Source organism: Amycolatopsis sp. NPDC051373, assembly GCF_040689465.1.
Taxonomy (GTDB): Bacteria; Actinomycetota; Actinomycetes; order Mycobacteriales; family Pseudonocardiaceae; genus Amycolatopsis.
In genome coordinates this window covers 313599-338722 of record NZ_JBFBAE010000007.1, presented here as the reverse complement: position 1 = coordinate 338722, position 25124 = coordinate 313599, and the positions used below count along the sequence as shown (strand labels likewise).

Sequence of the window (25124 nt, the reverse complement as noted above, 5' to 3'; positions counted from 1 at the left end):
TTCGAAAGCGTCCGGCTTGGTGAAAGGGGTAAACCTGTGCTGCAGCGCATCGCCGACTTCCTGCTCGGTCTCCCGAAGGCCGAGGGCCCGGCCCCCGTCGCCACCAAGGGCTTGCGGATACCCATGCCCGACGGGGTCCACCTCGTTGCCGACCGGTACACGCCGGCCGGCCAGCGCTCGGGACCGGTGGTGCTCGTGCGCACGCCGTACGGGCGCAGCGGGCCGATCGCCGCGCTCTTCGGCAGCGTCTTTGCACGACACGGCCTGCAGACGGTGGTGCAGAGCACGCGCGGCACGTTCGGCTCCGAGGGCGAGTTCCGCCCGTTCCACCTCGAACGCGAAGACGGCATCGCCACCGCCGAGTGGCTGCGGGCGCAGCCGTGGTGCGACGGGCGGCTGGCGACGGCGGGCCTGAGCTACCTCGGGCACACACAGTGGGCGATCGGGCCTTACCTCGACCCGCCGCTCGAGGCGATGGCGCTGGGTGTGACGGCTTCGGAGTTCGTGAGCACGTTCTACCCGGGCGGGGTGCTCGCGGCCGACAACATGGTGTCGTGGTCGGCCATGATCGGCCGGCAGGAGGAGCGGTTCGGAGGGCTGCCGAACCCGGTGCAGACGCGCAGGACGCGCCGCGCGATGACGCACCTGCCGCTGAACGCCGCCGATGTGGCCGCGATCGGCAAGCAGGTGCTGTTCCTGCGCGACGTGACCACCCACGCCGAACCGGACGACGGCTACTGGGCCATGTCCGACCACAGCGCGGAGGTCGCCGGGCTCACCGTGCCCGTCAGCATGGTCACCGGGTGGTACGACCTGTTCATCCAGGGGCAGCTCCGTGACTACCGGACCCTGCAGGACGCCGGGCGCGCGCCGCGGATCACGATCGGGCCGTGGGCCCACGGCGACCCGGCCAGCCTGCGGATCTCCGTGCAGGACCAGGTCGGGTTCCTGCGCGCGCACCTGCTCGACGACCGCGCGCAGCTGCAGCGCTCGCCCGTGCGGCTGTACCTGCAGCAGGCGGCGACCTGGCTCGACTTCGACGCGTGGCCGCCCGAGTCCACGGCCACCGACTCGCACCTGCGGCCGATCGGCGGCCTCGGCGAGGTGGTCGACGGCGAAGCCCGGCCCACCGCGTTCACCTACGACCCCGCCGACCCGACACCCGCGGTCGGCGGGCCGCTGCTGATGGGCGCCAACAAGCAACAGGACAACAACGTGGTCGAGGCCCGCGACGACGTGCTCGTGTTCACCGGCGAACCGCTGATCGCCGACCTCGACGTGATCGGCGAGGTGCGCGCGACCGTGTTCGTGCGCACCGAACTCGGCCACGCCGACGTGTACGTACGGATCTGCGACGTGGACCCCGACGGGCGCTCCCGCAACGTCACCGACGGCATCCTCCGGCTGCGGCCCGGCGCGCCCGAGCCGGACGCCGACGGGATCGTGACGGTGGGGGTTCAGCTCGACCCGACGGCCTATCGGTTCCGCCGCGGCCACCGGCTGCGCGTGCAGGTGGCGGGCGGCGCGTTCCCGCGGTTCGCCCGCAACCACGGCACGGGCGAACCGGTGGCGAGCGCCGTCGACGGCAAGGCGAACCGGTTCGAGATCTTCCACGACGCGGCGCACCCGTCGCGCGTCACGCTGCCCGTCTTCAGCCGCTGAACGGCACCACCCGCTGGTGGGTGGTGAGCCGGCCGTCGTCGTGCAGCACGTGCAGCAGCAGCGACGGCGGCCGCTCGAGGTCGATCGGGCCGCCCTCGGCCCAGGAGCGGTCGGCGCCGGGCTCGACGGGCAGCAGCCCACCGGAGACGACGCCCGGGGCGACGCGCACGGGCACGCCCGCGAACGTGGTGGCGGCGCCGGTGTGGACGTGGCCGCAGAGCAGCGCGAGCACCCGCGGGTGGCGCCGCAGGACCTCGGCGAGGCGGTCTTCGCCGGTCTGGCGGATGGCGTCCACGAGCGGAATGCCGACCTCGACCGGCGGGTGATGGAACGCGACGAACGCGGGACCGTCGTGGGCCGCGAGCGCTTCGTCGAGCCACGCGAGCGTCGCGTCTTCGAGATAACCCGCGCCCTCGCCGGGGATCGTCGAGTCGCACATGGCCACGAGGACGCCGTTCACGTCGGTGGCGACGTTCACCGGGGCGACGCTCGCCGGCTCGCCGAGCAGGACCTCGCGGAAGGCCTCGCGCACGTCGTGGTTGCCGGGGCACGTGAGCACGGGCGCGGGGTGCTTGAGCAGCTCGGTCGCGCGGCGGTATTCCTCGGGCAGGCCGTGGTCGGCGAGGTCGCCCGTCACGAACACGGCCTCGACCGGGCGCGCGAGGGCGCGCAGGTAGTCGAGGACCGCGGTGGTGCGTGCGTCGGCGCGATCGCCGCCGTCGAGGTGGATGTCCGACAGGTGCGCGAAGAACTTCATGCGTTCAGCTCCGTTCGAGGTACCCCAGTGCCTTGACCCAGTTGCGCACGAGCAGCGCCGTCGCGCCGGGCCCGTCGCCGGAACGCAGCGCGTCGGCGATCCCCCGGTGCTCGGCGATGCTCTCGGCGGCCCGCTCGGGGCCGCCGAAGTACACGGATTCGTAGCGTTTGAGCAGGGGTTTGGTCTGCTCGATCAAGCGCAGCAGGTGCGGGTTGCCGCAGCGGGAGAGCAACAGCTCGTGCCAGCGGTCGTCCACAGTGGACAGATCGGCGCCGGCAGGCAGGGCCGCCATCTCGTCGGCGATCGCGTCGAGCGCGTCCGGCAGGAGGGTCAGGTCCAGTGGCGAGGTCCAGCGCAGGGCGAGCGACTCCAGCTCGGCGACCAGCGGGTAGAGCCGCCGGGCCTCCTCCGGGTCGAGCGGCGCGACGAGGAACCCGCGGCCGGGCGCGGCGACGAGCAGCCCGCGGTCGGCGAGCCCGATCAGCGCTTCCCGCAGCGGCGTGCGGCTCACGCCGAGCTCGCGCGCGAGGTGCACCTCGTTGATCCGGGCGTCCAGCCGGCCGTCGAGCACGCGCGCGGTGATCTCCTCGATGAGCTCACCCCGCAGGAGTCTCCTGGTCATCCGCGCAGCATTACACACAAACCGGCATTGCATACACAAGAGCCCTACTGTATTCAGTTTCACATGGTCAGCATCCAGCCCGCCGACGTGGCCCGCGCCCGCGCCGAGACGCCCGGCTGCACCGGCGTCGTCCACTTCAACAACGCCGGTTCGGCGCTCCCCCCGGCCCGCGTCACCGACACGATGGTCGACTACCTGCGAGCCGAAGCGCTGGTCGGCGGCTACGAGGCCGCCGGGGCGGCGGCCGAGCGCACCGGAGCCGTGTACACGTCCGTGGCGAGGCTGATCAACGCCGCACCCGAGGACATCGCGATCACCGACAACGCGACCCGTTCGTGGCAGGCGGTCTTCTACGCGCTGCGCTTCGACCCGGGCGATCGGATCTTGACCTCCCGAGCCGAGTACGCGAGCAACGCGATCGCCTACCTCCAGGTGGCGCGCCGCACCGGGGCGCGCGTGGAGGTGGTCGCCGACGACGAGACCGGCCAGCTCGACGTGGCCGACCTTCGCCGCCTGATCGACGACGACGTGAAGCTCATCGCCGTGAGCCACGTGCCGACGCAGTGCGGCCTGGTGAACCCGGCCGAAGAGATCGGCAAGGTCGCGCGCGAGGCCGGGATCCCGTTCCTGCTCGACGCGTGCCAGTCGGCCGGGCAGCTCGACCTCGACGTCGAGCTCCTGCAGTGCGACGCGCTGTCGGCCACCGGCCGCAAGTACCTGCGCGGGCCGCGCGGCACCGGCTTCCTCTACGTGCACCCGCGCCTGCGCGATCGGCTCGAGCCGGCGACGCTCGACCTGCACTCGGCCAGCTGGGAGTCGCCGGACGAGTTCGTGGTGGACCCGACGGCGAAGCGCTTCGAGGTTTGGGAACGCGACTACGCGGCCGTGCTGGGGCTCGGTGCGGCGGTCGACTACGCGCTCGAATGGGGCCTGCCGGCGATCGAGCACCGCGTGGCCGAGCTGGGCGCGACGCTGCGCGGCCGCCTCGGCGAGCTCGACGGCGTGCGGGTGCACGACGTCGGCGCGCGCAAGTGCGGGCTCGTCGCGTTCAGCCTCGACGGCCTCGGCGCGGAGCAGGTGAAGGTGCGGCTTTCGGCCGCGAAGATCAACACGAGCGTGACCCACGCGACCTCGGCGCAGTTCGACTTCACCGCCCGCAACCTGCCCGACCTCGTCCGCGCGTCGGTGCACTACTACAACACCGAGGGCGAGATCGACCTGCTGACGAGCGAGGTGGCGAAACTGGCCCAGGAGTCGCGCAACGGCTGACTCGCTACCCGGCGAACCAACCTGCGACGTCGAGCCGGAAGCCGCCGCCGGTCACGGTGCGCAGGTCGGCTTCGAGGGCGCGGACGCGGTCGGCGCCGAGTTCGGCCACCCAGTTCGCACGCAAGGTTTCGAAGATGGCGGCGGAGCGGACGAGGGAGTCGATGCCGTGGGGGGTGAGCCGTACGAGTTTGCGGCGGGCGTCCTCGGGGTCTTCGGCGCGCTCGGCGTACCCGAGCTGCTCCAGGCGGTCGACGGTCTTGCCGGCGGCCTGCTTCGAGACGCCGAGCCGCTTGCCCAGCTCCGACGCGGTGGCCCCGCGCGGTCCGATGGCCTGCATCGCGAAGCCGAACGCCGGGCGCACGTCGGGGTGACCCTGGCGAGCGAGCTCGGCGTGCAGGTCGTCGATCAGCGTGCGGAAGCCCGAGAACAGCAGCAACGGCAGCTCGAAGCCGGGCGCGTCAGCCATGCCGCTTGCGAAATTCGACAACCAGGTTTACCTTCTGGAATTCGACAACCACGTTGACGACTTTACCTCAGGAGGGTTCCGTGCCGCACTTCCCCGAGCACACCGCCGAGACCGCGCCACCGGCCGCCCGCCGCGCACTGGCCGCGACCGAAGCCCAGTTCGGCTCACTGCCGGCCGCCGTCGCGCGGCTGGCGACGTCGCCGGAGCTACTGAACGGGTTCCTCAAGCTGAGCGCCCTGTTCGAGACCACCACGCTGTCGCCGCTGGAGCGCGAGACGATGATCCTGGTGGTGTCGACGCGCAACAGCTGCCACTTCTGCGTCGCGATGCACACCGCGAAGCTGGTGCAGCTCGACGCGCCGGCTTCGCTGATCGCGGCGCTTCGCGCGTCGGCGCCCTTGCCCGTGCCTCGGCTGGAGGCGCTGCGCCAGTTCGCTTTGACCACGTTCGCGACGACCGGCGACGTGCCCGCCGCCGACCTCGACGCGTTCCTCGCCGCCGGCTACACCCCGCGGCAGGCGCTCGAGGTGGTGCTGGGCATCGGCGCGTACACACTTTCGACGTTCGCCAACCGGCTCGTGGCCGCTCCCCTGCACCCGAGCCTGGCCGAGCACGCGTGGACCGCCGCCTGACAGCGCCGATCCTCGTCAGCTCTCGTCAGTCCTCATCGGGTCCTCCTCGGTCTCGGAAGATCACCCGTTTGCCGCAGTCTCCGACGTATCCACCGGAGCCCACCGAGCCTCCTACTCCACGTTCACCCGCGACGCGCACCACGCGGCCGGGCCTGTCGAGGGGGCAGGCCCGGCCCCGGTCCGCCGGCCTCAGAACGGCGGCGGCTCCACCGCGGTCCACTCCCGGTAGTGCTTGATCGCCTCGCGGATCGCGTAGGCCGCCGCCAGCACGGCGATGATCCAGCCGGTGACGCCCTGCGGGAGGACGTAGTCGCCGTTCGGGGCGGTGAGGTAGCCGTAGACGTAGTTGCCTGCGAGGTACAGCAGGCCCATCCACGGCTGGGCGCCGCGGGTCATGATGTTCAGGCAAGTGATCGACCCGAGGAGGATGCCGGCGACGCCGATGACGGCGCCGACGACCGAGAGACCGGCGCCGGCGTCGAGGGCGTAGCCGATCGCCACCAGGGCGAGGGCGCCGAGGGAAGCCGGGTGGGACAGGGCGCGCCAGGCGGATCGGCGGGTCGACCAGTTGACCATCATGAGCAGCAGGATCGAGAAGCTCACGACCGCCGGCCCGGCGAGGACGCCAAAGCCGCCGGTGAGGAGCTCGGCCCAGGTGGGGCGGTCGTCGTCGGACAGCAGCCGGGGCACGATCGCGCCTGCGAACAGCGCGGCGTCGACCAGTGTGCCGACCAGCCAGAGCCGGGTCGCTTGGATCGGCCGCGGCGGCTCAGGCTCGACCAGGACCGCGATCCCCGCCGCCTGCAGCGCAAGCAGCTCGTGCCGTTCCCGAAAACGCCACGAGTAGTACCCGGCGGCCGCCAGGAGCACGAGCCCGGCGAACAGCAGGAGAATCGGCCGCGGGAAGTCCACGAGTGCCTGCAGGCGCGCACGTGATTCGGCGTCCCTGAGTTCGCCGGCCACGACCGCGGTGCCGGCCACCGCCCCGAAACCCGCCGCGGCGAGCACCCAGGCGGCCAGCGTGAACGGGAACGCCGGCGAAAACCCCGCCCGGCGCCGCCGCCTGGAGGCTTCGACGTACCCCGCCGACGCGACCTTCCGCCCGGCCCGCAGCGCCACCGCTCCGACCACCGCGATTCCCGCCAGCACCAGCGCGGGCGTCCACTCCACCCTCGACCGGCTCAGTGCTCCGTCAGCGACGACCGCCGTGCCCACCGCGGTGCTGAACAGCAGCGCGAAGAATCCGAACGTCCCGCTGACCCGTCGATATGCACGCTGCGCGTCCACTCGTCCCCCCACCGCAGACCGGCGACCCCCCGATCACGCCGGTCCAGCGTAGGGCCACTCCGCCGCGCCGGTCTCGCCCCGTCCCCGACCGATCACCAACCGTTACTGATCAAACAAAGACGCCCACCGGCGGGGGCGGCTCCGGGAACTCCCCGCACGACCACCGCCGAAAAGTCCGGCACCGCCACGACCACCCCAGCCGACGACCGCCGGAACCCGGGAGACCACCCACCCAAGCCGACCACCGCAGGAATCCGGGGGCAACACCACCCAAGGCGACCACCGTGGGGGTCCGGGGGCGACGAAACGACCCAAGGCGACCACCGTGGGGGTCCGGGGGCGAAGCCCGCCGGGCGGGGTTTGGGGGTTGCACCCCCGAAAGACACCGCGGGACGAGCCGGTTCGCGCATTCCGCGAACACAGCTCACCGCGAGAACCGCGTGGGCGCAGCAGGGTTCGAACCTGCGACCGCTCGGGTGTAAACCGAGTGCTCTTCCGCTGAGCTATGCGCCCGCTGACGGGACCGGCCGGTGAGAAGCCGGGCCCGTCAATCAGGGGAACTCAGGCCAGTTCGGCCACGGCCTTCTTCCACGCCGACTGGTCGCGAGCCTCGCCGGGCTGGTTGACCTCGGCGAAGCGGACGATGCCGTCGGTGTCGATGAGGAACGTGCCGCGCAGGGCCATGCCGGCCTTGTCGTTGAAGACGCCGTAGGCCTGGGCGACCGCGCCGTGCGGCCAGAAGTCCGAGAGCAGCGGGAACTGGTAGTTCTGCTGCTCGGCCCACACCTTCAGCGAGAAGACCGCGTCGACGGAGACGCCCAGGATCTGCACGCCCTGGGTGTCGTAGTCGGCGAACTCGTCACGCAGCTGGCACAGCTCGCCGGTGCAGGTCCCGCTGAACGCGAACGGGAAGAAGACCAGCAGCACCGGCTTGTCGCCCTTGAACGACGACAGCGTGACGGGCTGCTTGTTGTAGTCGTTGAGCGTGAAGTCCGGGGCTGGCGTACCGACCTCGACGGCCATGCGGCGAATCCTCTCCGAAAGCGATCACGAAACCTGCGTCGACAAGCCTATCGTGTCAGCTGCGCAGGCCCCGGTTCACCGCTGTTTCGCCTTTGAGGACTTCGGCGACACCAGGCGGGTCCCGAGCCAGTCGGCTCCCACGCTGATGTTGGCGGTCTGCGACAGACCGACCTGGGGCACGGCTTCGGCGATCTCACTGGGCTCGACGTGCCCGGGCTGACCCGTCTTGGGCGTCAGGACCCAGATCACGCCGTTCTCGTCCAGCGGACCGCGGGCGTCGACCAAGGCGTCGCCCAGGTCGCCGTCGTCTTCGCGCCACCAGAGCAGCACGACGTCGATGACTTCGTCGGCGTCCTCGTCGAGGAGTTCGGCGCCGATCGCCTCCTCGATCGCCGCGCGGACGTCCTCGTCGACGTCCTCGTCCCAGCCGATCTCCTGGACCACCATGTCCGGCTTGATGCCAAGGCTCTCGGCGACGCCGGCAGTGCCTGCGTCTCCCGCGGCGACCACTGCTTCCACTCCTCCAACTACGACGGAGCGCGGTGGTCGGACACACGGGCGAAGCCGCGCCGGCCACCACACTCGGGTACACGGTTGTCGATAGCGAACACTGGCGCGGCGCTACGCGCAACCGTCCACACCGGATCTTTGACAAGTCGTGTCGCAGCGTGGAGGCCCCCGGGGTCTTCGGGAACCCCGGGACAGGTGTCTGTGGGCAGTGTCGCACGACCGCTCCGGCAACCCCCGGAAACCTCTCCTCTAGTGTTGGGGAGAAGAAAACGCGCGCGCGATACACCGCACGCGGGGAGTGGTGCACTCGGGGCGACCCTTGTTACCGGACAGTAAAGGTGACGGGAGCCGGGCCGGGGACGACGATGGGAATCGGCGTGCACTCCCGCCCAGCAGCTACAACGGCTACAACCAGCTACAAGGAGACCCCTTGGCCCCGCAGAACGACGGCGCCTCCGGCAAGGAGACCCCGGCACGCGTACGCGTCATCCGTGACGGACTCGCGGCGCACCTGCCCGACATCGACCCGGAGGAGACCGCCGAGTGGCTGGACTCCTTCGACGAGGCGCTGGCCAGGGGTGGCCAGCAGCGCGCGCGTTACCTGATGCTGCGCATCCTGGAGCGCGCCCGCGAGCGCAACGTCGGCGTGCCCGCGCTCACGTCCACGGACTACGTGAACACCATCCCCACGGAGAACGAGCCGTGGTTCCCCGGCGACGAGGAGATCGAGCGCCGCTACCGCCGCTACATCCGCTGGAACGCCGCGATCATGGTGCACCGCGCGCAGCGGCCGGGCGTCGGCGTCGGCGGCCACATCTCGACCTACGCCTCGTCCGCGGCGCTGTACGAGGTGGGCTTCAACCACTTCTTCCGCGGCAAGGACCACTCCGGCGGCGGTGACCAGGTCTTCTTCCAGGGCCACGCCTCCCCGGGCATGTACGCGCGGGCGTTCCTCGAGGGCCGCCTGTCCGAGCGGCAGCTCGACGGGTTCCGCCAGGAGTACAGCCACGCCGGTGAGGGTGGCGGCCTGCCGTCGTACCCGCACCCGCGGCTGATGCCGGACTTCTGGGAGAACCCCACGGTGTCGATGGGCCTCGGCCCGATGAACGCCATCTACCAGGCCCGGTTCAACCGCTACCTGCGCGACCGCGGCATCAAGGACACCAACGACCAGCACGTCTGGGCGTTCCTCGGCGACGGCGAGATGGACGAGCCGGAATCGCGCGGCCTCATCCACGTGGCCGCCGGCGAGGGCCTCGACAACCTGACCTTCGTGATCAACTGCAACCTGCAGCGGCTCGACGGCCCGGTGCGCGGCAACGGCAAGATCATCCAGGAGCTCGAGTCGTACTTCCGCGGCGCGGGCTGGAACGTGATCAAGGTCATCTGGGGCCGCGAGTGGGACTCGCTGCTGCACGCCGACCGCGACGGCGCGCTGGTCAACCTGATGAACGTGACGCCGGACGGCGACTACCAGACGTACAAGGCGAATGACGGCGCGTACGTGCGCGAGCACTTCTTCGGCCGCGACCCGCGGACGAAGGACCTGGTCAAGGACCTCTCCGACGGCGACATCTGGAACCTCAAGCGCGGTGGCCACGACTACCGCAAGGTGTACGCCGCGTACAAGGCCGCCATGGAGCACCACGGCCAGCCGACGGTGATCCTCGCCCACACCATCAAGGGCTACGGCCTCGGCCCGGCGTTCGAGGGCCGCAACGCCACGCACCAGATGAAGAAGCTCACGCTCGACGACCTCAAGCTGTTCCGCGACGCCCAGCGCATCCCGATCAGCGACGCCGAGCTCGAGCGTGACCCGAAGCTGCCGCCGTACTTCCACCCGGGTCCCGACTCGCCCGAGATCGAGTACATGATCGGCCGCCGCAAGGCGCTGGGCGGGTACCTGCCCGAGCGCCGGCCGAAGCACGCCAAGGCGCTCGTGCTGCCGGGCGACAAGGTCTACGAGGGCATCCGGAAGGGCTCGGGCAAGCAGGAGGTCGCCACCACGATGGCGTTCGTCCGGCTCGTGCGCGAGCTTGCGAAGGACTCGGAGATCGGTAAGCGCGTCGTCCCGATCATCCCGGACGAGGCCCGCACGTTCGGTCTCGACTCGATGTTCCCGACGGCCAAGATCTACAACCCGCACGGCCAGACGTACACGTCGGTCGACGCGAGCCTGATGCTGGCCTACAAGGAGTCCGAGAAGGGCCAGCTGCTGCACGAGGGCATCAACGAGGCCGGTTCCACCGCGTCGTTCACGGCCGTCGGCACCTCGTACGCCACGCACGGCGAGCCGATGATCCCGATCTACATCTTCTACTCGATGTTCGGGTTCCAGCGGACAGGCGACGGCCTGTACGCGGCGGCGGACCAGATGGCGCGCGGTTTCGTGCTCGGCGCCACGGCGGGCCGCACCACGCTGACCGGCGAGGGCCTGCAGCACGCCGACGGGCACTCGCTGCTGCTGTCGGCGACCAACCCGGCGGTCGTGGCCTACGACCCGGCTTACTCGTTCGAGATCGCGCACATCGTCCGCGACGGTCTGCGGCGCATGTACGGCGAGACCGGGCCGCACGGCAACGGCGAGAACGTCTTCTACTACCTGACGATCTACAACGAGCCCTACCAGCAGCCCGCCGAGCCGGAGAACCTCGACGTCGACGGCCTGCTCAAGGGTCTCTACAAGTACGCCGACGCCCCCGCGGGCGACGGCCCGGAGGCGCACATCCTGGTCTCCGGCGTCACGATGCCCGACGCGCTCAAGGCCCAGCAGCTGCTGGCCGAGGAGTGGGGCGTGCGCGCGGCGGTGTGGTCGGCCACGTCGTGGACCGAGCTGCGCCGCGAGGCCGTGGAGATCGACCACGACAACCTGCTCCACCCGGCCGACAGCCCCCGCGTGCCGTACGTGACGCAGGCGCTGTCGGGCGTCAACGGGCCGGTCGTGGCGGTGTCGGACTGGATGCGCGCGGTACCGGACCTGATCCGCCCGTGGGTGCCCACCGACATGCTCACGCTCGGTACCGACGGGTTCGGCTTCTCCGACACCCGCCCGGCCGCCCGGCGCAAGTTCCTCGTGGACGCGCAGTCGATCGTGGTCGGCGCCCTCACGGCGCTCGCCAAGCGCGGCGAGGTGGCGCAGGACAAGGTGACCGAAGCGGTGCGCCGCTACCGCCTCGACGACGTCTCGGCCGCCGGCCCGCAGACGTCGGACTCGGGCAACGCGTAAGCAGTGGTCGCGGCGAGACCCTCCGGGCGCACAATGGCCCGGAGGGTCTTGCTGTTTCGAGACCCCAGCCCACTAAGGTAGACATCGGATGTATCTATGCGTCTGAGAGCTCCCAGCGCTTGAGGAAGGGTGATCGCGCGTGACCCAGCGTCGTCTGCCGCGGCCGAGTGAACTGAAGCAGATCCTGCGGCCGAAGCCGATCGTGCTCAACCCGACCGAGCGGCGCTTGGCCGGCGCGCACACGATCGCCGACCTGCGGATGATCGGGCGCAAGCGCACGCCGCGCGCCGCGTTCGACTACACCGACGGGGCGGCCGAGCTCGAAGACAGCCTGCTGCGCGCCCGGCAGGCCTACCGCCGCGTGGAGTTCCACCCCAACGTGCTGCGCGGGGTGTCCGATGTGGACACCACGCGGACGGTGCTCGGCAAGACTTCGGCGCTGCCGTTCGGCTTCGCGCCCACCGGGTTCACGCGCATGATGCAGCACGAGGGCGAGCGCGCCGTGGGCCGCGTGGCGCAGCGCAACGGCATCCCGATGAGCTTGTCCACCATGGCGACCACCTCCATCGAGGACCTCGCCGCGGCGGCGCCCGACGCGCGCAAGTGGTTCCAGCTCTACGTGTGGCGCGACCACGGCGCGGGCGAAGATCTGATGAATCGCGCGTGGGAGAACGGCTACGACACGCTCCTGCTCACCGTCGACACCCCGGTGGCCGGCGCGCGCATGCGCGACGTGCGCAACGGCCTCACCATCCCGCCGGCGCTCACGCTCAAGACGTTCGCCGACGGCGCGATGCACCCGGCGTGGTGGTTCAACCTGCTCACCACCGAGCCGCTGAACTTCGCGTCGCTGAGCCACTTCGACGGCACCGTGGCCGAGCTACTGGCCCAGCTCTTCGACCCCACGCTCGACTTCGACGACCTCGACTGGGTGCGCCGCACCTGGCCCGGCAAGCTCGTGGTCAAGGGCGTGCAGAACGTGGCCGACGCGCGTGACGTGGTGAAACACGGCGCCGACGGCGTGGTCCTGTCCAACCACGGCGGCCGCCAGCTCGACCGCGCGCCGACGCCGCTGGAGCTGCTGCCCGCGGTCCTCGACGAGCTCCAGGGCACCGCCGAGGTCTGGGTCGACACCGGCATCCTCTCCGGCGGCGACATCGTGGCCGCGATCGCGCGTGGCGCCGACTTCGTGCTCGTCGGCCGCGCGTTCCTCTACGGCCTGATGGCGGGCGGCGAGCGCGGTGTGCAGCGCTGCGTCGACATCCTGCGCACGGAGATGATCCGGACCATGCAGCTGCTGGGCGTGCGCCGCGTCGAGGACCTGCGGCCTTCGCACGTGACCCTGCGCTGATCTTCCGCCGAGCCTGAATCGCCCGATGTGGCGTTCGTTGTGCGCGTTGCACCGAACGCCATATCCGGTGCGCCCAACACACCCAATGCCCCTTTGCGGCATTGGTCCAGACGTGCGACACCGGGTTGACGTACCAGTGGGTCTGTGACGAGTATCTCTGCCACCTCGTGAAAGGCTGTTTCCGCGATCCGGAAACGGCGGTCCCCCCGGGAGGTCGGCGTGTTCGTGCAGGACCTGGCTCCGCTCGGTGGTCTCGGGCTTTCGGCGCTCGTCGCGGTGGTGCCGCTGGCCGTGGTGCTGGTGCTGCTGGGCGTGGTCCGGACCAAGGCCCACCACGCCGCACTGATCGGGCTTGTCGTGGCGCTCGTCGTCGGCATCGCCGTGTACGGGATGCCTGTGGGACAAGCGATTTCCGGCGCACTGCAAGGGGCGGCGTTCGGGCTGTTCCCGATCCTGTGGATCGTGGTCAACGCGCTGTGGATCTACCGGATCACCGTGCACACGGGTCATTTCGACGTGCTGCGCCGCTCGTTCGGGCGGATCTCCGACGACCCGCGGCTGCAGGCGCTGATCATCGCCTTCTGCTTCGGCGCGCTGATGGAGGCGCTGGCCGGCTTCGGCGCGCCCGTGGCGATCAGCGCGGTGATGCTCGTGGCAGTCGGGTTCGGGCCGGGCAAGGCCGCCGTGGTGGCGCTCGTCGCGAACACCGCGCCGGTCGCGTTCGGCGCGATGGGCACGCCCGTGGTCACGCTCGCGCAGGTGACGGGGCTGCCACTGGAGCAGGTGTCGTCGATCGTCGGGCGGCAGACGCCGTTGCTGGCGCTGTTCGTGCCGCTGCTGCTGGTGATCATCGTCGACGGGAAACGCGGCCTGCGTGAGACGTGGATGCCGGCGCTGGTGTGCGGCGTCGCGTTCGGCGTGGTGCAGTTCCTGGCCTCCAACTTCGTTTCGCCACAGCTGGCCGACATCGGTGCGGCCCTGGCCGGCGCCGCCGCGCTCGTGGCGCTGCCGATGACGCGCCGCGCGGTGCCCGCCGAGGTCCGCGCGCAAGTGCTCACAGGCTCTCGCACCGCGACGCTCGACCGGCCGGACGAGCGCGGCGAGGTCGTGCGCGCCTACCTGCCCTACGCGTTGATCATCGTGATCTTCTCGCTCGCGCAGGTGCCGCCGATCAAGAAGCTGCTCGACGCGGCCACGTGGAAGTTCCACTGGCCCGGCCTCGACGTGCACGGCCCGGACGGCAAAGCCGTGTCCGGCAACACGTTCTCGCTGCCGTTCCTCAACACCGGCGGCACGCTCGTGCTCATCGCGGGGCTGCTCACGCTCGTGGTGCTCAAGGTCGCCGCGGGCACGGCCGGACGGGAGTGGCTGGCGACGGTGAAGGAGCTGCGGTTCGCGATCGTCACCGTGACCGGGGTGCTCGCGCTGGCCTATGTGATGAACCTGTCCGGCCAGACGACCACCATCGGCACGTTCATCGCCGCGGCCGGCGCCGGGCTCGCGTTCCTCTCCCCCGTGCTCGGCTGGTTCGGCGTCGCCGTCTCGGGTTCGGACACGTCAGCCAACGCGTTGTTCGGTGCCCTGCAGGTCACGGCCGCGCATCAGACCGGCCTGCGCGCGGACCTGCTGGCCGCGGCGAACAGCTCCGGCGGCGTGCTGGGCAAGATGATCTCGCCGCAGAACCTGACCATCGCGTGCGTCGCGGCCAACCTGCCGGGCGAAGAGGGCAAGCTCTTGCGCAAGGTGCTGCCGTGGAGCGTGGGGCTGCTGCTGGTGATGTGCCTGATCGTGTTCGGGCAGAGCACCCCGGTGCTCAGCTGGATGGTGCCGTGACCGCCCGGTGCGCGGCCACGCGCCTGGCCGAGCGGTTCCAGTTCCACCAGCCGTGCACGACCAGCACCGCGAAGACGAGGTAGATCGCGGCGGAGAAGTACAGGCCCGAGGAGATCTGCAGCGGTACGCCGATCGCGTCGACCACCAGCCACACACCCCAGAACTCGACCAGCCCCGCGCCCTGCGCGCCGAAGGCGACGAGCGTGCCGATGAAGATCGCGGCGTCCGGCCACGGCGCCCACGACGCGTTCAGCGCCTGCAGCACCAACGCCATCGCCACCGTGCCGGCCACGAACGCGCCGAGCATCACCCACCGCTCGGTCGCCCGCGCGGTGCGCACGACCACCCCGTTGACAGGGTCGGTGCGGCGCCGCCACGCCCACCAGCCGTAGAGCGAAATCGCGAGGATGGCGATCTGCCGGCTGGCCAGGCCGCCCAGGTGCGCGGAAACGTAGACGGAGAACAGCAGGATCGTCGCGCCGACCTGCACGGGCCAGGTCCACAGCGTCCGCCGGTCGGCGAGGAACACGACCGCGAGCGCGAGCACCTGCCCCGCGAGCTCCGCGATCGAGATCCACTGGCCGAACACCGTGACACCGTGCTGCAGCAGGAAGTCCACGTCCGCACCCTTTCTCGTCCCCCATATAACTCTGGCGGCAACACCCCGGGCGGGCGCGGGATTCCCCGAGGTGTGAGGCGGGCGACACCGTCCCAGCACGCGGACAGGCCCGGTGCCGTCGGCGATGCACCGGGCCTGTCCGAACCGCGCCGGGATCAGCGATCAACGCGGTTGAACCCGACCGGCGGGGTCGGGGTGTCGTTCCCGGCCTGGTGGCCGTTTCCCGGCTGAACGGGCTGCGTACGGGTCTGCGCGGTCTGCGTGGTCTGGGCCTGGGTCTGAGTGGTCTGGGCCTGCGGCCGGCTACCGACCTGGGGCCGGCCACCACCGTCGCCCGGGCTCAGCTGGCCCTGCAGGTTGGCGAGCCAGCCACCCCAGCGGTCCTGGGCGGGCTTGATGAGACCACCGCCGAAGCCGACCACGATCACGCCGCCGATGGTCGCCAGCACCGTGATGAGCACCGGGCCGGTGATGGCGGTGGCGATGTTGACCTGGCCCAGCGCGGCGATGATGCCGAACGCCATGATCAGCCATTAGGCGACGGTGCCGAGCAGCCGGCCCGCCGGCCGCGTGGACATCGCCGAGTTCACGACGTCGCGCACGACCTTCGCGATGGCGGCGGCCACGACGATGAGCACCAGCGCCACCACGATCCGCGGCAGGAAGGCGATGATGTCGTTGAGCAGCTGGCTGACCGGATTCGACTCACCGAACACGCCGAACGCCAGCTGGAGCGCGATCAGCAGAATGAAGTAGTAGACCAGTTTCACGAGGATGCCGGTGGCGTCGACATTCGCCTGCTTCATCATTCCGGTCAGCCCCGTCTTCTCGACGAGCCGGGAGAATCCGAGCTTTCCGAGCACCAGTGACAGCGCTTTGGACACCGCTTTCGCGATCAGCCAGCCGATCAGCAGGATGATCAGAAAACCGACGAGTTTCGGCACGAACGTGGCCACCAGATTCCAGGCCTGTCCGAGTCCGTCCTTGAGTTGCTCACCCACGCTGGGCTCCCTTCGTCATGGATTCCCGGCTGCGGGCTGTTGCAGCGGGTCGATGATCAGGTACCCAGCCAGCGGGAGTGCGTTGCACCACGATCGAGTGAGACGACTGGCGCGAGAAGATCAATGGCGGCCATACTTGTACTACCGGTGGGGACCGGGGAGACGAGGCCGTCCGGCGCAGCGTAAACCGCAAGCGCCGGGCGGCCTCGAGCATTTGCGGGTATTACCACCGGGCGTATTCAGCGGGTGTTCGCGTCGTCGCCCTGCGAATACGCTTCAGGTTTCGCCGGACCCTTCAGGGCTTTCAGCACCCTTCGAGGTTTCAGCGGCCTTCGGGTTTCACAGGGCGACGACGCACGTTCACCGAACGGACACTCAGGCCGCGCGCAGCGCGTCGCGCAGTTTCACCTTCGCGCCCGTACGCATCACCGCGTTGCGGTAGATCCGCGCGGCCAGCCAGACCAATCCCGGAATCAGCAGCACCACGAGCCCCACCGACACCACGGCTTCCCACACCGGCACCCCGCCCATCGCGAGCCGCATCGGCATGAGCGTCGGCGCGAACACCGGAATGACGGAAAGCACCTCGGCGAACTTGTTCGACGGGTCCGAGGGCAGCACCGAGATGCCCACCACGTAGCCGACGATCACGAGCATCAGCACCGGCGACACGGCACCGCTCACGTCCTCCTGCCGAGACACGAGCGCGCCGAGTGCTGCGAACACGATCGAATACATGAAGAACCCGAGCAGGTACCACACGACCAGCCAGACGACCGTGCCGATGGCCGCGGACACCGAGATGGTGAGCACCCCCGTCCCCAGACCCGCGGCGATGCCGACGACCCCGATCGCGAGCATCTGGATCAACCCGACCGTGCCGATGCCGAGCACCTTGCCCGCCATCAGCTGCCACGGCTTGATGGTGGACAGCAGCAGCTCGACCACGCGCGAGGTCTTCTCCTCGACCACGCCCTGCGCCACGGTCTGGCCGTTGAGCAGGAGTGACATGTAGATGAGAATGCCCGCGATGATGCCGAGCACGAGCTGCTGGCTGTCGTAGTCGTACGGTTTCTCCAGCGGCGGCAGCTCGTCGATGCTCGCGGTCGCGACCGCGGCGTCCACCTTCGCCGGGTCACCGTGCTGCGCGATGATCTCCGAGTTCTGCGCGACGCGGCCGGCGAGCACGGTGAGCACGTTCTTGAGGTTGCCGTCCAGGTCCTTCTCGACCTGCACGTGCACGCGGTCGGCGCCCTGCACCAGCAGCGCGTCGATCGAGCCGTCCTTCAGCTTCGCGATCCCGGCCCGGTCGTCGGCGACGGGCTGCGTGGCGATGTTCTGCCCCACCGACTTCCCGATCGCCGTCAGCGGTGCCGAGAGCGGTGCCGCGGCCGGCACGAAGCCGACGGTCGCGTCGGGCCCGCTGCTGCCGCCGAACAGCTTCAGCACCACGACGCCGACGACGATGAGGATCAGCAGCACGAGCGTGCTGATCCGGTAGGCCTTGGACTTGAGCCGCGTGCTGATCTCGCGCGAGGCCACCAGGCCCACCCCGGACAACGGGCTCATGCGGATGTCGGGCGCGCTCATGCCGCCACCTCCTCCTTGTGGTGGTGCTCGGTCACGACGGACCGGAACAGGTCGGTCAGCGACGGGAGCTTCCGCGTGAACTCGCGCACCGGCCCGGTCGCCAGCGCCGCGCGCAGCACGACCTGGTCGTCGGCACCGTCGGCCAGCTCGAGCTCGGTCACCGAACCGTCGCGGCCCAGCACCGTGACGCCGGGCAGGTTCACGGCCCAGCCGTCGGCCGCCTGCGGCGCGTCGACGAGCAGCCGCACGGCGCCGCCGGCCCGCAGCTGCGAGACTGTGCCCATCGCCTCCATCCGTCCACTCCGGACGATCCCGATGCGGTCGCAGAGGCGCTCCACCAGATCCAGCTGGTGGCTGGAGAACACGACGGGCACGCCGTCGGCCGCCTTCTCCTTGAGCACCTTGCTCATCACGTCGACCGCGACCGGGTCCAGGCCCGAGAACGGTTCGTCCAGCACGAGGATGCGCGGTTCGTGCACCAGCGCGGCCGCGAGCTGCACGCGCTGCTGGTTGCCGAGGCTGAGCTTCTCCACCTCGTCGTCGCGGCGCGAGGCCACGCCGAGCCGTTCGGTCCAGCGCTCGGTCGACGCCTTCGCGTCGGCCGCCGACATGCCGTGCAGCCGCGCGAGGTACGTCAGCTGCTCACCCACCTTCATCTTCGGGTACAAACCACGCTCTTCCGGCATGTACCCGACGTGCCGCCGGGTGTCGTGCGTGATGGGCGAACCAGCGAAGCGGACCTCGCCCGCGTCCGCGCTGAGCACCCCGAGCGCGATGCGCATCGTGGTGGTCTTGCCCGCGCCGTTGCTGCCGACGAAGCCGAACAGCTCACCCGGCCGCACGTCGAAAGTCATCTTCTCCAGTGCCACGACGGTGCCGTAGCGTTTGGAGATCGCGTCGATCTCCAGTCCGGGCTCTGGCATCGGCCCTTTCCCCCTTGTTGTCGGATTTCGGTGACGTACATCACTGGTTACGGATCGTAGAGTTCCCGCTGGACGGTGCCTAGCGCCCCCGGTTGCGTGTCCGCCACCGAAAGTTGCCGATCGAATGTCCAACTAGGATTCCAGCGGAGGATCGGAACGAATGGCAGAGACGACGGGGCGCCGGGTCCCCAAGCACCACGGGCTGTCGGCGAAGACGCTGCGCTCGCTCGACCACGCCTCGGGGCGGCTCGCGAGCGCGAGCGTCGCGGTGATGGAACGCCGGCTGGTGTGGTTCGGGCGGCTGCCCGCCGACCAGCGCGCCAGCGTGCTGCTGATCACGCAGGCGGGCGCGGCGGGATTCGTCGACTGGCTGCGCGACTCGAAGGAAGCACTCAAGCTCACCACCGAGGCGTTCCGCGACGCGCCGGCCGAGCTGTCGCGCTACATCAGCCTGCGCCAGGCCGTGAGCATGGTGCGGCTCGCGATCGAGCAGTTCGAGGAACAGCTGCCGGAGTTCGCCGCGAACGAGGCCGAGCGCGCGGCCCTGATCGAGGGAATCCTGCGCTACGGCAGGGAGATCGCGTTCGCCGCGGCCAACTCCTACGCGGCGGCGGCCGAGGCACGCGGCGCGTGGGACGCGCGGTTGGAAGCGCTGGTCGTCGACGGCATCGTGCGCGGCGACGCCGAGGAGGCGGTGCTCTCGCGCGCGGCCGCGCTCGGCTGGGATCCCGCGTCGGCCGCGACCGTGATCGTGGGCAACCCGCCTTCGGAGGACCCGCCGACGGTGGTGTTCGAGGTCCGCAGCCGCGCCGCCCGCGTCGGCCGGCCCGTGCTGCTGTCGGTGCAGGGCTCACGGCTGGTGATCGTGATCGGCGGCCCGACCGAAGGCGGCGTGAAGGAACGCGAAACGCTCTCGCGGATGTCCGCGGTGTTCGCCGACGGTCCCGTGGTCGCCGGCCCGACCGTGCCGTCGCTCGCCGAGGCGCACCACAGCGCGGCCGAAGCGCTTTCGGGCCTGCGCGCGGTGGTCGGCTGGCCGGGCGCGCCGCGGCCCGTCCGCTCCGACGACCTGCTGCCCGAGCGCGCGCTGTCGGGTGATCCCGAGGCCGAGCGCCTGCTGGTGGAGCTCGTGGCGCGGCCGCTCGAGGAAGCGGGCCCCGCGCTGCAGCGCACCGTGGAGACCTACCTCGAAAGCGGTGGTGTGCTCGAACGCTGCGCGCAGACGTTGTTCGTGCACCCCAACACCGTGCGGTACCGGCTGCGCAAGGCGGCCGAGCTCACCGGCCGCAACCCCACCGAGCCGCGTGACGCGTTCGTGCTCCGGGCCGCGCTCACGGTCGGCAGGCTGGCCCGCTTCCGCGGCCTCTGGTGACCCTTGCGGCGGCCCGGATGACGACTCGGCGTGACGGGCCGGCGCGCGGCACCGGTCCCGTGACAGACTTCACGGCAAGCGATGGTTGAATCCCACAAGGCATCTGGGTTAAGGGCAAGGTTCTATCGCGGGTCTTTGGAGGTTTCCTCCAATAACGCCCCGCGGACTTGGTGACCGGCCGCATCCGAGGGACGCGACCGAGCGTGGTGTCATAGACGGCGTGACAGCAGCAGTCCTCTCCCCCGGCCAGGGCTCACAGGCCCCCGGCATGCTCTCCCCGTGGCTCGAGACCGACGGCGCACGCGCGCGCGTCGAGGAGTGGTCCGCCCGCGCCGGGCTCGACCTCGTCCGCCTCGGCACGGAAGGCGACGCCGAGGAGATCCAGGACACCGCGGTCGCGCAGCCGCTGATCGTCGCGCTCTCGCTGCTCTCGTTCGAGCGCTTGCAGCAGGTGGCGCCGGTGGCCGACGACGCGCCGGTGGCCGGCCACTCCGTGGGCGAGCTCGCCGCCGCCGCGATCGCCGGGGTGCTGACCCCGGCCGACGCCGTGGCGCTGGCCGCGGTGCGCGGTGCCGAGATGGCCAAGGCCTGCGCGCTGGAACCGACGTCGATGGCGGCCGTGATGCTCGGTGATCCCGAGCAGGTCGTCGCGTGGCTCGAGGAGCGCGGGCTGGCCGCGGCCAACCGCAACGGCGCCGGCCAGATCGTCGCTTCGGGCGCGGCCGACGCCATCGAGCGGATCGTCGCCGAACCCCTGGAGGGCACGAAGATCCGTGCGCTCAAGGTCGCGGGAGCCTTCCACACGCCGTACATGGCGCCGGCGGAAGACGCCCTTCGCGAGCACGCCGCCGGCCTCACCCCGGCCGACCCCACGCGCCCGCTGCTGTCGAACGCCGACGGCACCGTGGTCACCAGCGGCACCGAGTACCTGGAGCGGCTTCTCGCGCAGGTCACCCGGCCCGTGCGCTGGGACCTCACGATGGACGGCCTCGTGTCGCTCGGCGTGAGCAGCACCGTCGAACTCGCGCCCGCGGGCACGCTGACCGGCCTGGTCAAGCGGCAGCTCAAGGGCGTCGTCACCACAACCACCGCGCTGAAGACGCCGGCCGAGCTGGCGAAGCTGCGCGAGGAGGACGCCCAGTGACCGACCGTCCCAGCCTGCGCCAGAGCACGGGCCCTGCCAGCACCCGCATCCTCGGCGTCGGCAGCCACCAGCCGGAGAGGGTCGTGACCAACGACGACCTCTCGCAGCTCATGGACACCAACGACCAGTGGATCCGCGAGCGCGTGGGCATCATCGAGCGCCGCTTCGGGAACAAGGACGAACTGCTGGTCGACTTCGCCGTCGCCGCCGGCGAAGCCGCGATGGCCGACGCGGGCGTCGACCCGTCCGAAGTGGACACGGTCATCCTGCCGAACTGCACGATGCCCTCGCAGATCCCCAACGCGGCCGGCCAGGTCGCCGCGCGGCTCGGCATCCCGAGCCCCGGCGCCTTCGACCTCAACGCCGCGTGCGCCGGCTTCTGCTACGGCCTCGGCGTGGCCTCGGACCTGATCCGCGCCGGCTCCGCGAAGAAGGTGCTCGTGATCGGCGCCGAGAAGCTCACCGACGTGGTGGACCCGACCGATCGCGCCAACGCGATCATCTTCGCCGACGGCGCGGGCGCCGCGGTGGTCGGCGGCTCCGACGAGCCGGGCATCGGCCCGGTCGTGTGGGGCAGCGCGGGCGACCTCGTGGACCTGATCTACATGCGCGACGAGAAGTGGATCTACCAGGAGGGCCAGTCGGTCTTCCGCTGGGCGACCACGCAGATCGCGCCGATCGCCCTGCGGGCGCTCGAGGCCGCGGGCCTGCAGCCGTCCGATGTGGACGTGCTGATCCCGCACCAGGCCAACCTGCGCATCGTCGAATCGATCGCGAAGAAGCTGCGCGCCGCCGGCGCGCGCGAGGACATGATCGTGGCCGACGACATCAAGTACTCCGGCAACACCTCGTCGGCGTCGGTCCCGTTGGCGCTGGACCACATGCGCAAGGCGGGCACCGCGAAGCCGGGCGACATCGTGCTGGCGATCGGTTTCGGCGCCGGGCTCTCGTATGCCGGACAGGCCTTCGTCTGCCCCTGATGGATACTTCCCTCGCGGGCGCTGTGCCCGCGAGGTGGACCTGTAGAAGAACCGAGAAGGGAACAACTCCAATGGCTGACAACGCTGAGATCCTCGCCGGCCTCGCCGAGATCGTCGAAGAGGTGGCCGGTGTGGCTCAGGACGACGTCACCGCCGAGAAGTCGTTCGTGGACGACCTGGACATCGACTCGCTGTCGATGGTCGAGATCGCCGTGCAGGCCGAGGACAAGTTCGGCGTCAAGATCCCGGACGACGAGCTCGCCAACCTGAAGACCGTGGGCGACGCCGTGAACTACGTGTCCGCCAACTCTAAGTAAGTCCTCTTCGTACCCGGGCCGGGGAAGCCCCCCGGTCCGGAGCCGAGACCTTGGGGAGACTCCCATGAGCAACATCGACGTCGTGATCACCGGTATGGGGGCGACCACGCCCCTCGGCGGGGACGTCGCGTCCACCTGGGACGGCCTGCTGTCCGGCCGCAGCGGCATCCGCCCGCTGACCGCGGACTGGGTCGAGGAACTCGGCCTGCCCGTGAAGATCGGGGCGACGCTGGCCGTCGATCCGTCCGAGGTCCTGCCGCGGGTCCAGGCCCGCCGGCTGGACCGGTGCGAGCAGGTGGCGATCATCGCCGCCCGCCAGGCCTGGGCCGACGCGGGGTTCGCCGAGCAGACCGACGAGCACACCGACGTCGAGCCGGAACGCCTCGGCGTGTCGATCGGCACCGGCGTCGGTGGCCCGATGACGCTGCTGAGCCAGAACGACCTGTTGCACCAGCAGGGGCTCCGCAAGGTGTCGCCGCTCACCGTGCCGATGCTGATGCCCAACGGGCCGGCGGCACACGTGAGCATCGACCTCAAGGCGCGGGCGGGGGTCCACTCCCCTGCTTCGGCTTGCGCCTCCGGCGCCGAGGGCATCGCCACCGGCTACGAAATGATCCGGTCCGGCCGGGCCGACGTCGTGGTCGCGGGCGGGGCCGAGGCGTGCATCCACCCGATCACCCTCGCGGGCTTCGCCCAGGCGCGCACGGTGTCGACCCGCAACGACGACCCGGCGGCCGCGTCCCGGCCGTTCGACGCCAGCCGCGACGGCTTCGTGCTCGGCGAAGGCTCCGGGGTGGTCGTGCTGGAACGGGCCGACCTCGCCAGGGAGCGCGGCGCGCGGATCTACGCGAAGCTCGCCGGCTACGGCATCACGTCCGACGCCTACCACATCACGGGCAACCACCCGGAAGGCATCGGGCAGATCGCGGCGATGCGGGCGGCCATGAGCATGGCCGGCCTGTCCCCGGCGGACATCGGTCACGTCAACGCGCACGCGACGTCCACTGTGGTCGGTGACATCGGCGAGGCGGCGGCGATCCGCAAGGCCGTGGGCGACCACGCCGTGGTCACCGCTCCGAAGGGCGCGCTCGGCCACCTCGTCGGCGGTGCCGGCGCGGTCGAGGGAATCGCCACGATCCTCGCGCTCTACGAAGGCGTGGTGCCCGCCACGCTGAACCTCACCGACCTCGACCCGAAGGTGCATCTCGACGTGGTGTCGGGCGAGAACCGCAAGGTCGAGCTCACCGCGGCGCTCAGCAACTCGTTCGGCTTCGGCGGCCACAACACCGCCCTGCTGTTCACGCCGGCCGCCTGATCGGTTCCACCGCAACGAATCAGGGCCCCTCCCGACGTGGGAGGGGCCCTGATTCGTTGTGCGGGTTCAGCACTTCTCCTGTTCGGGCAAGGTCCCGGGGGTGACGGTGTCGATCTTGTACCCGCCGCCTTCGAGGATCATCGGCAGCACCAGGCGCCAGCGGATGCAGCCTTCCTTGAGCGCCTCCGGTGCCTCGTTGGACGACTGCGTGCTGGTGAAGCCCACGAGCACCCGCAGCGACGCGCCGGCGCCGGGTTCGATGCGGTACAGCAGGATGCTGCCGTCCTTCGTGGACCTGTAGTCACTTGTCCACTTGGTGCGGGGGTTGTCGTCGATCCGGCCCTTGCTGACCGAGCGTGCCCATTGGTCGTAGTCGTGGTGGTTGATGCCGTCGAAGTAGTCCTGCAGCACGGCTTGCACGGCTTTGCCGTGCGGGTGCCGGGCGGCGTCCTCCGTGACCTTGACGTCACCGGGGCCGGGCAGATCGTCCTTGTCCACCGGCGTCGGCGTCGTGAGGGCGATGGGGTCGGCGGTGTCGACGACCGGGCGGCGGTACAGCTCGCGCGCGAGCAGGCCACCGCCGACGGTGATCGACAACACCACGACGAGGACGGGTACCAGCCACCGCTGGCGGGCGGGTGCGGGCGGACGGGCGGTCACCCCCGAGAGGGTACCCACCCGCCCGCGGGTGTCACCCGACCTGGTGCAGCCACGTGACGGGAGCGCCGTCTCCGGCGTGTCGGTAGGGCTCAAGCGCTTCGTCCCAGCTCGCCGCGAGCAGCTCGTCCAGCTTGTGCGCAAGCGACTCCCCGCCGCGAGTCATGCTCACGAGGGCGCGCAGCTGGTCCTCGCCCACCACGATGTCGCCGTTGGCACTGGTACGGCCGTGCCAGAGGCCCAGTCCGGGCGCGAAACAGAACCGTTCGCCGTCGACGCCGGCGCTGGGTTCCTCGGTGACCTCGAAGCGCAGCATCGGCCACGCCTTGAGCGCCGAGGCCAGCTTGCCCGCGGTTCCGGACGGCGCGCGCCAGCCGCACTCGGCGCGCAGCTGTCCGGGACTGGCGGGCTGCGCCGTCCACTTCAGCTCGACTCGGGCTCCGAGGGTGCCCGAAATAGCCCACTCGACGTGCGGACACACCGCAGACGGCGACGAGTGGACGTACACCACACCTCGGGTGTTGCCACGGGTGCTCACTGCTGACCTCCGCTTGCTCGACGAGGGACG

The 25124-nt window shown here is 70.5% G+C and carries 22 protein-coding genes, 1 tRNA gene and 1 pseudogene; 11 read left to right on the top strand and 13 right to left on the bottom strand.

Translation table 11 applies throughout. The features are described 5' to 3' along the window. Positions 1-36: 36 nt before the first annotated feature. Positions 37-1662 carry a CocE/NonD family hydrolase gene (locus tag AB0383_RS16045; RefSeq protein WP_366187645.1) on the top strand — a complete coding sequence of 542 codons (1626 nt, stop codon included), beginning with the start codon at positions 37-39 and terminating at the stop codon, positions 1660-1662. Here the strand turns inward: AB0383_RS16045 and AB0383_RS16040 are convergent. Both AB0383_RS16040 and AB0383_RS16035 read right to left on the bottom strand, forming a co-directional pair. Continuing rightward, positions 1652-2419, bottom strand: a complete 768-nt coding sequence (locus AB0383_RS16040) for a metallophosphoesterase (RefSeq protein WP_364189214.1) — start codon at positions 2417-2419, stop codon at positions 1652-1654. The genes AB0383_RS16045 and AB0383_RS16040 overlap by 11 nt on opposite strands. A gap of 4 nt (positions 2420-2423) precedes the next feature. Then, positions 2424-3041, bottom strand: coding sequence for a GntR family transcriptional regulator (locus tag AB0383_RS16035; RefSeq protein WP_364189213.1), 618 nt, complete (start codon positions 3039-3041; stop codon positions 2424-2426). 63 nt (positions 3042-3104) lie between these two features. On the opposite strand from AB0383_RS16035, the gene AB0383_RS16030 reads away from it, so the two are divergent. Continuing rightward, entirely contained in the window at positions 3105-4310 is a 1206-nt protein-coding gene (locus AB0383_RS16030) for an aminotransferase class V-fold PLP-dependent enzyme (RefSeq protein WP_366187644.1), read from the top strand. Positions 4311-4314: 4 nt separating this feature from the next. Here AB0383_RS16030 and AB0383_RS16025 read toward each other — a convergent pair whose 3' ends face one another. Beyond that, positions 4315-4776 (bottom strand): MarR family transcriptional regulator, encoded by a 462-nt coding sequence (locus AB0383_RS16025; protein ID WP_366187643.1) that lies wholly within the window; start codon positions 4774-4776, stop codon positions 4315-4317. Positions 4777-4856: 80 nt separating this feature from the next. Here AB0383_RS16025 and AB0383_RS16020 point away from each other — a divergent pair, with 80 nt between their 5' ends. Next, positions 4857-5408: a carboxymuconolactone decarboxylase family protein gene (locus AB0383_RS16020; protein WP_366187642.1), complete on the top strand. Its 552-nt coding sequence runs from the start codon at positions 4857-4859 to the stop codon at positions 5406-5408. Between the two features lie 189 nt (positions 5409-5597). Here AB0383_RS16020 and AB0383_RS16015 read toward each other — a convergent pair whose 3' ends face one another. The 4 genes from AB0383_RS16015 to AB0383_RS16000 all read right to left on the bottom strand — a co-directional run bounded on the left by AB0383_RS16015 (position 5598) and on the right by AB0383_RS16000 (position 8228). Next, on the bottom strand, positions 5598-6695 hold the full coding sequence (locus AB0383_RS16015) for a hypothetical protein (RefSeq protein ID WP_366187641.1): 1098 nt from the start codon (positions 6693-6695) through the stop codon (positions 5598-5600). A 441-nt stretch (positions 6696-7136) separates the two neighbouring features. After that, a tRNA-Val gene (locus AB0383_RS16010) sits at positions 7137-7208 on the bottom strand. 48 nt (positions 7209-7256) lie between these two features. Continuing rightward, a complete protein-coding gene (locus tag AB0383_RS16005; RefSeq protein ID WP_220237891.1) occupies positions 7257-7718 on the bottom strand; it encodes a peroxiredoxin in 462 nt (153 codons plus the stop codon). Between the two features lie 75 nt (positions 7719-7793). Further along, positions 7794-8228, bottom strand: coding sequence for a DUF3052 domain-containing protein (locus AB0383_RS16000; protein WP_220237890.1), 435 nt, complete (start codon positions 8226-8228; stop codon positions 7794-7796). A 430-nt stretch (positions 8229-8658) separates the two neighbouring features. Here AB0383_RS16000 and aceE point away from each other — a divergent pair, with 430 nt between their 5' ends. From aceE to AB0383_RS15985, 3 genes are all read left to right on the top strand, one after another. Beyond that, positions 8659-11454, top strand: a complete 2796-nt coding sequence (gene aceE, locus AB0383_RS15995) for a pyruvate dehydrogenase (acetyl-transferring), homodimeric type (RefSeq protein ID WP_364189200.1) — start codon at positions 8659-8661, stop codon at positions 11452-11454. Positions 11455-11593: 139 nt separating this feature from the next. Beyond that, a complete protein-coding gene (locus tag AB0383_RS15990; protein WP_366187640.1) occupies positions 11594-12805 on the top strand; it encodes an alpha-hydroxy acid oxidase in 1212 nt (403 codons plus the stop codon). A 219-nt stretch (positions 12806-13024) separates the two neighbouring features. Next, positions 13025-14638, top strand: coding sequence for an L-lactate permease (locus AB0383_RS15985; protein ID WP_366187639.1), 1614 nt, complete (start codon positions 13025-13027; stop codon positions 14636-14638). Here AB0383_RS15985 and AB0383_RS15980 read toward each other — a convergent pair. The 4 genes and pseudogenes from AB0383_RS15980 to AB0383_RS15965 form a co-directional block, all read right to left on the bottom strand. Continuing rightward, positions 14619-15257, bottom strand: a complete 639-nt coding sequence (locus tag AB0383_RS15980; protein WP_366187638.1) for a nicotinamide mononucleotide transporter family protein — start codon at positions 15255-15257, stop codon at positions 14619-14621. The two genes, AB0383_RS15985 and AB0383_RS15980, sit on opposite strands and share 20 nt — an antisense overlap. A 155-nt stretch (positions 15258-15412) precedes the next feature. Further along, a pseudogene (locus AB0383_RS15975) lies at positions 15413-16258 on the bottom strand (hypothetical protein). Between the two features lie 375 nt (positions 16259-16633). Further along, positions 16634-17848, bottom strand: coding sequence for an ABC transporter permease (locus AB0383_RS15970; RefSeq protein WP_364189186.1), 1215 nt, complete (start codon positions 17846-17848; stop codon positions 16634-16636). After that, positions 17845-18771, bottom strand: coding sequence for an ATP-binding cassette domain-containing protein (locus AB0383_RS15965; RefSeq protein WP_364189183.1), 927 nt, complete (start codon positions 18769-18771; stop codon positions 17845-17847). Before AB0383_RS15965 ends, AB0383_RS15970 begins: the two co-directional genes overlap by 4 nt. 160 nt (positions 18772-18931) lie before the next feature. Here AB0383_RS15965 and AB0383_RS15960 point away from each other — a divergent pair, with 160 nt between their 5' ends. The 5 genes from AB0383_RS15960 (at position 18932) to AB0383_RS15940 (ending at position 23899) form a co-directional block, all read left to right on the top strand. Continuing rightward, positions 18932-20143 (top strand): helix-turn-helix domain-containing protein, encoded by a 1212-nt coding sequence (locus AB0383_RS15960; RefSeq protein WP_364189180.1) that lies wholly within the window; start codon positions 18932-18934, stop codon positions 20141-20143. A 220-nt stretch (positions 20144-20363) separates the two neighbouring features. After that, entirely contained in the window at positions 20364-21287 is a 924-nt protein-coding gene (locus AB0383_RS15955) for an ACP S-malonyltransferase (protein WP_354884121.1), read from the top strand. After that, the gene (locus AB0383_RS15950; protein ID WP_364189177.1) at positions 21284-22267 is read left to right on the top strand and encodes a beta-ketoacyl-ACP synthase III; all 984 of its coding nucleotides are present in this window, start codon (positions 21284-21286) and stop codon (positions 22265-22267) included. The genes AB0383_RS15955 and AB0383_RS15950 overlap by 4 nt, the downstream gene beginning before the upstream one ends. 71 nt (positions 22268-22338) lie before the next feature. Further along, a complete protein-coding gene (locus AB0383_RS15945; RefSeq protein ID WP_004559006.1) occupies positions 22339-22584 on the top strand; it encodes an acyl carrier protein in 246 nt (81 codons plus the stop codon). 64 nt (positions 22585-22648) lie between these two features. Further along, on the top strand, positions 22649-23899 hold the full coding sequence (locus AB0383_RS15940; protein WP_364189174.1) for a beta-ketoacyl-[acyl-carrier-protein] synthase family protein: 1251 nt from the start codon (positions 22649-22651) through the stop codon (positions 23897-23899). Positions 23900-23965: 66 nt separating this feature from the next. Here AB0383_RS15940 and AB0383_RS15935 read toward each other — a convergent pair whose 3' ends face one another. Continuing rightward, positions 23966-24559 carry a hypothetical protein gene (locus AB0383_RS15935; RefSeq protein ID WP_364189171.1) on the bottom strand — a complete coding sequence of 198 codons (594 nt, stop codon included), beginning with the start codon at positions 24557-24559 and terminating at the stop codon, positions 23966-23968. A gap of 31 nt (positions 24560-24590) precedes the next feature. Further along, a complete protein-coding gene (locus AB0383_RS15930) occupies positions 24591-25094 on the bottom strand; it encodes a DUF3145 domain-containing protein (protein WP_285969400.1) in 504 nt (167 codons plus the stop codon). Between the last annotated feature and the right edge of the window lie 30 nt (positions 25095-25124).

Coding starts and splice junctions, on each gene's coding strand:
- AB0383_RS16005 (WP_220237891.1), bottom strand. CDS start 7,718: ATGGCCGTCGAGGTCGGTACGCCAGCCCCGGACTTCACGCTCAACGAC.
- AB0383_RS16035 (WP_364189213.1), bottom strand. CDS start 3,041: ATGACCAGGAGACTCCTGCGGGGTGAGCTCATCGAGGAGATCACCGCG.
- AB0383_RS15945 (WP_004559006.1), top strand. CDS start 22,339: ATGGCTGACAACGCTGAGATCCTCGCCGGCCTCGCCGAGATCGTCGAA.
- AB0383_RS15965 (WP_364189183.1), bottom strand. CDS start 18,771: ATGCCAGAGCCCGGACTGGAGATCGACGCGATCTCCAAACGCTACGGC.
- AB0383_RS16030 (WP_366187644.1), top strand. CDS start 3,105: ATGGTCAGCATCCAGCCCGCCGACGTGGCCCGCGCCCGCGCCGAGACG.
- AB0383_RS16040 (WP_364189214.1), bottom strand. CDS start 2,419: ATGAAGTTCTTCGCGCACCTGTCGGACATCCACCTCGACGGCGGCGAT.
- AB0383_RS15970 (WP_364189186.1), bottom strand. CDS start 17,848: ATGAGCGCGCCCGACATCCGCATGAGCCCGTTGTCCGGGGTGGGCCTG.
- AB0383_RS16025 (WP_366187643.1), bottom strand. CDS start 4,776: ATGGCTGACGCGCCCGGCTTCGAGCTGCCGTTGCTGCTGTTCTCGGGC.
- AB0383_RS15960 (WP_364189180.1), top strand. CDS start 18,932: ATGGCAGAGACGACGGGGCGCCGGGTCCCCAAGCACCACGGGCTGTCG.
- AB0383_RS15940 (WP_364189174.1), top strand. CDS start 22,649: ATGAGCAACATCGACGTCGTGATCACCGGTATGGGGGCGACCACGCCC.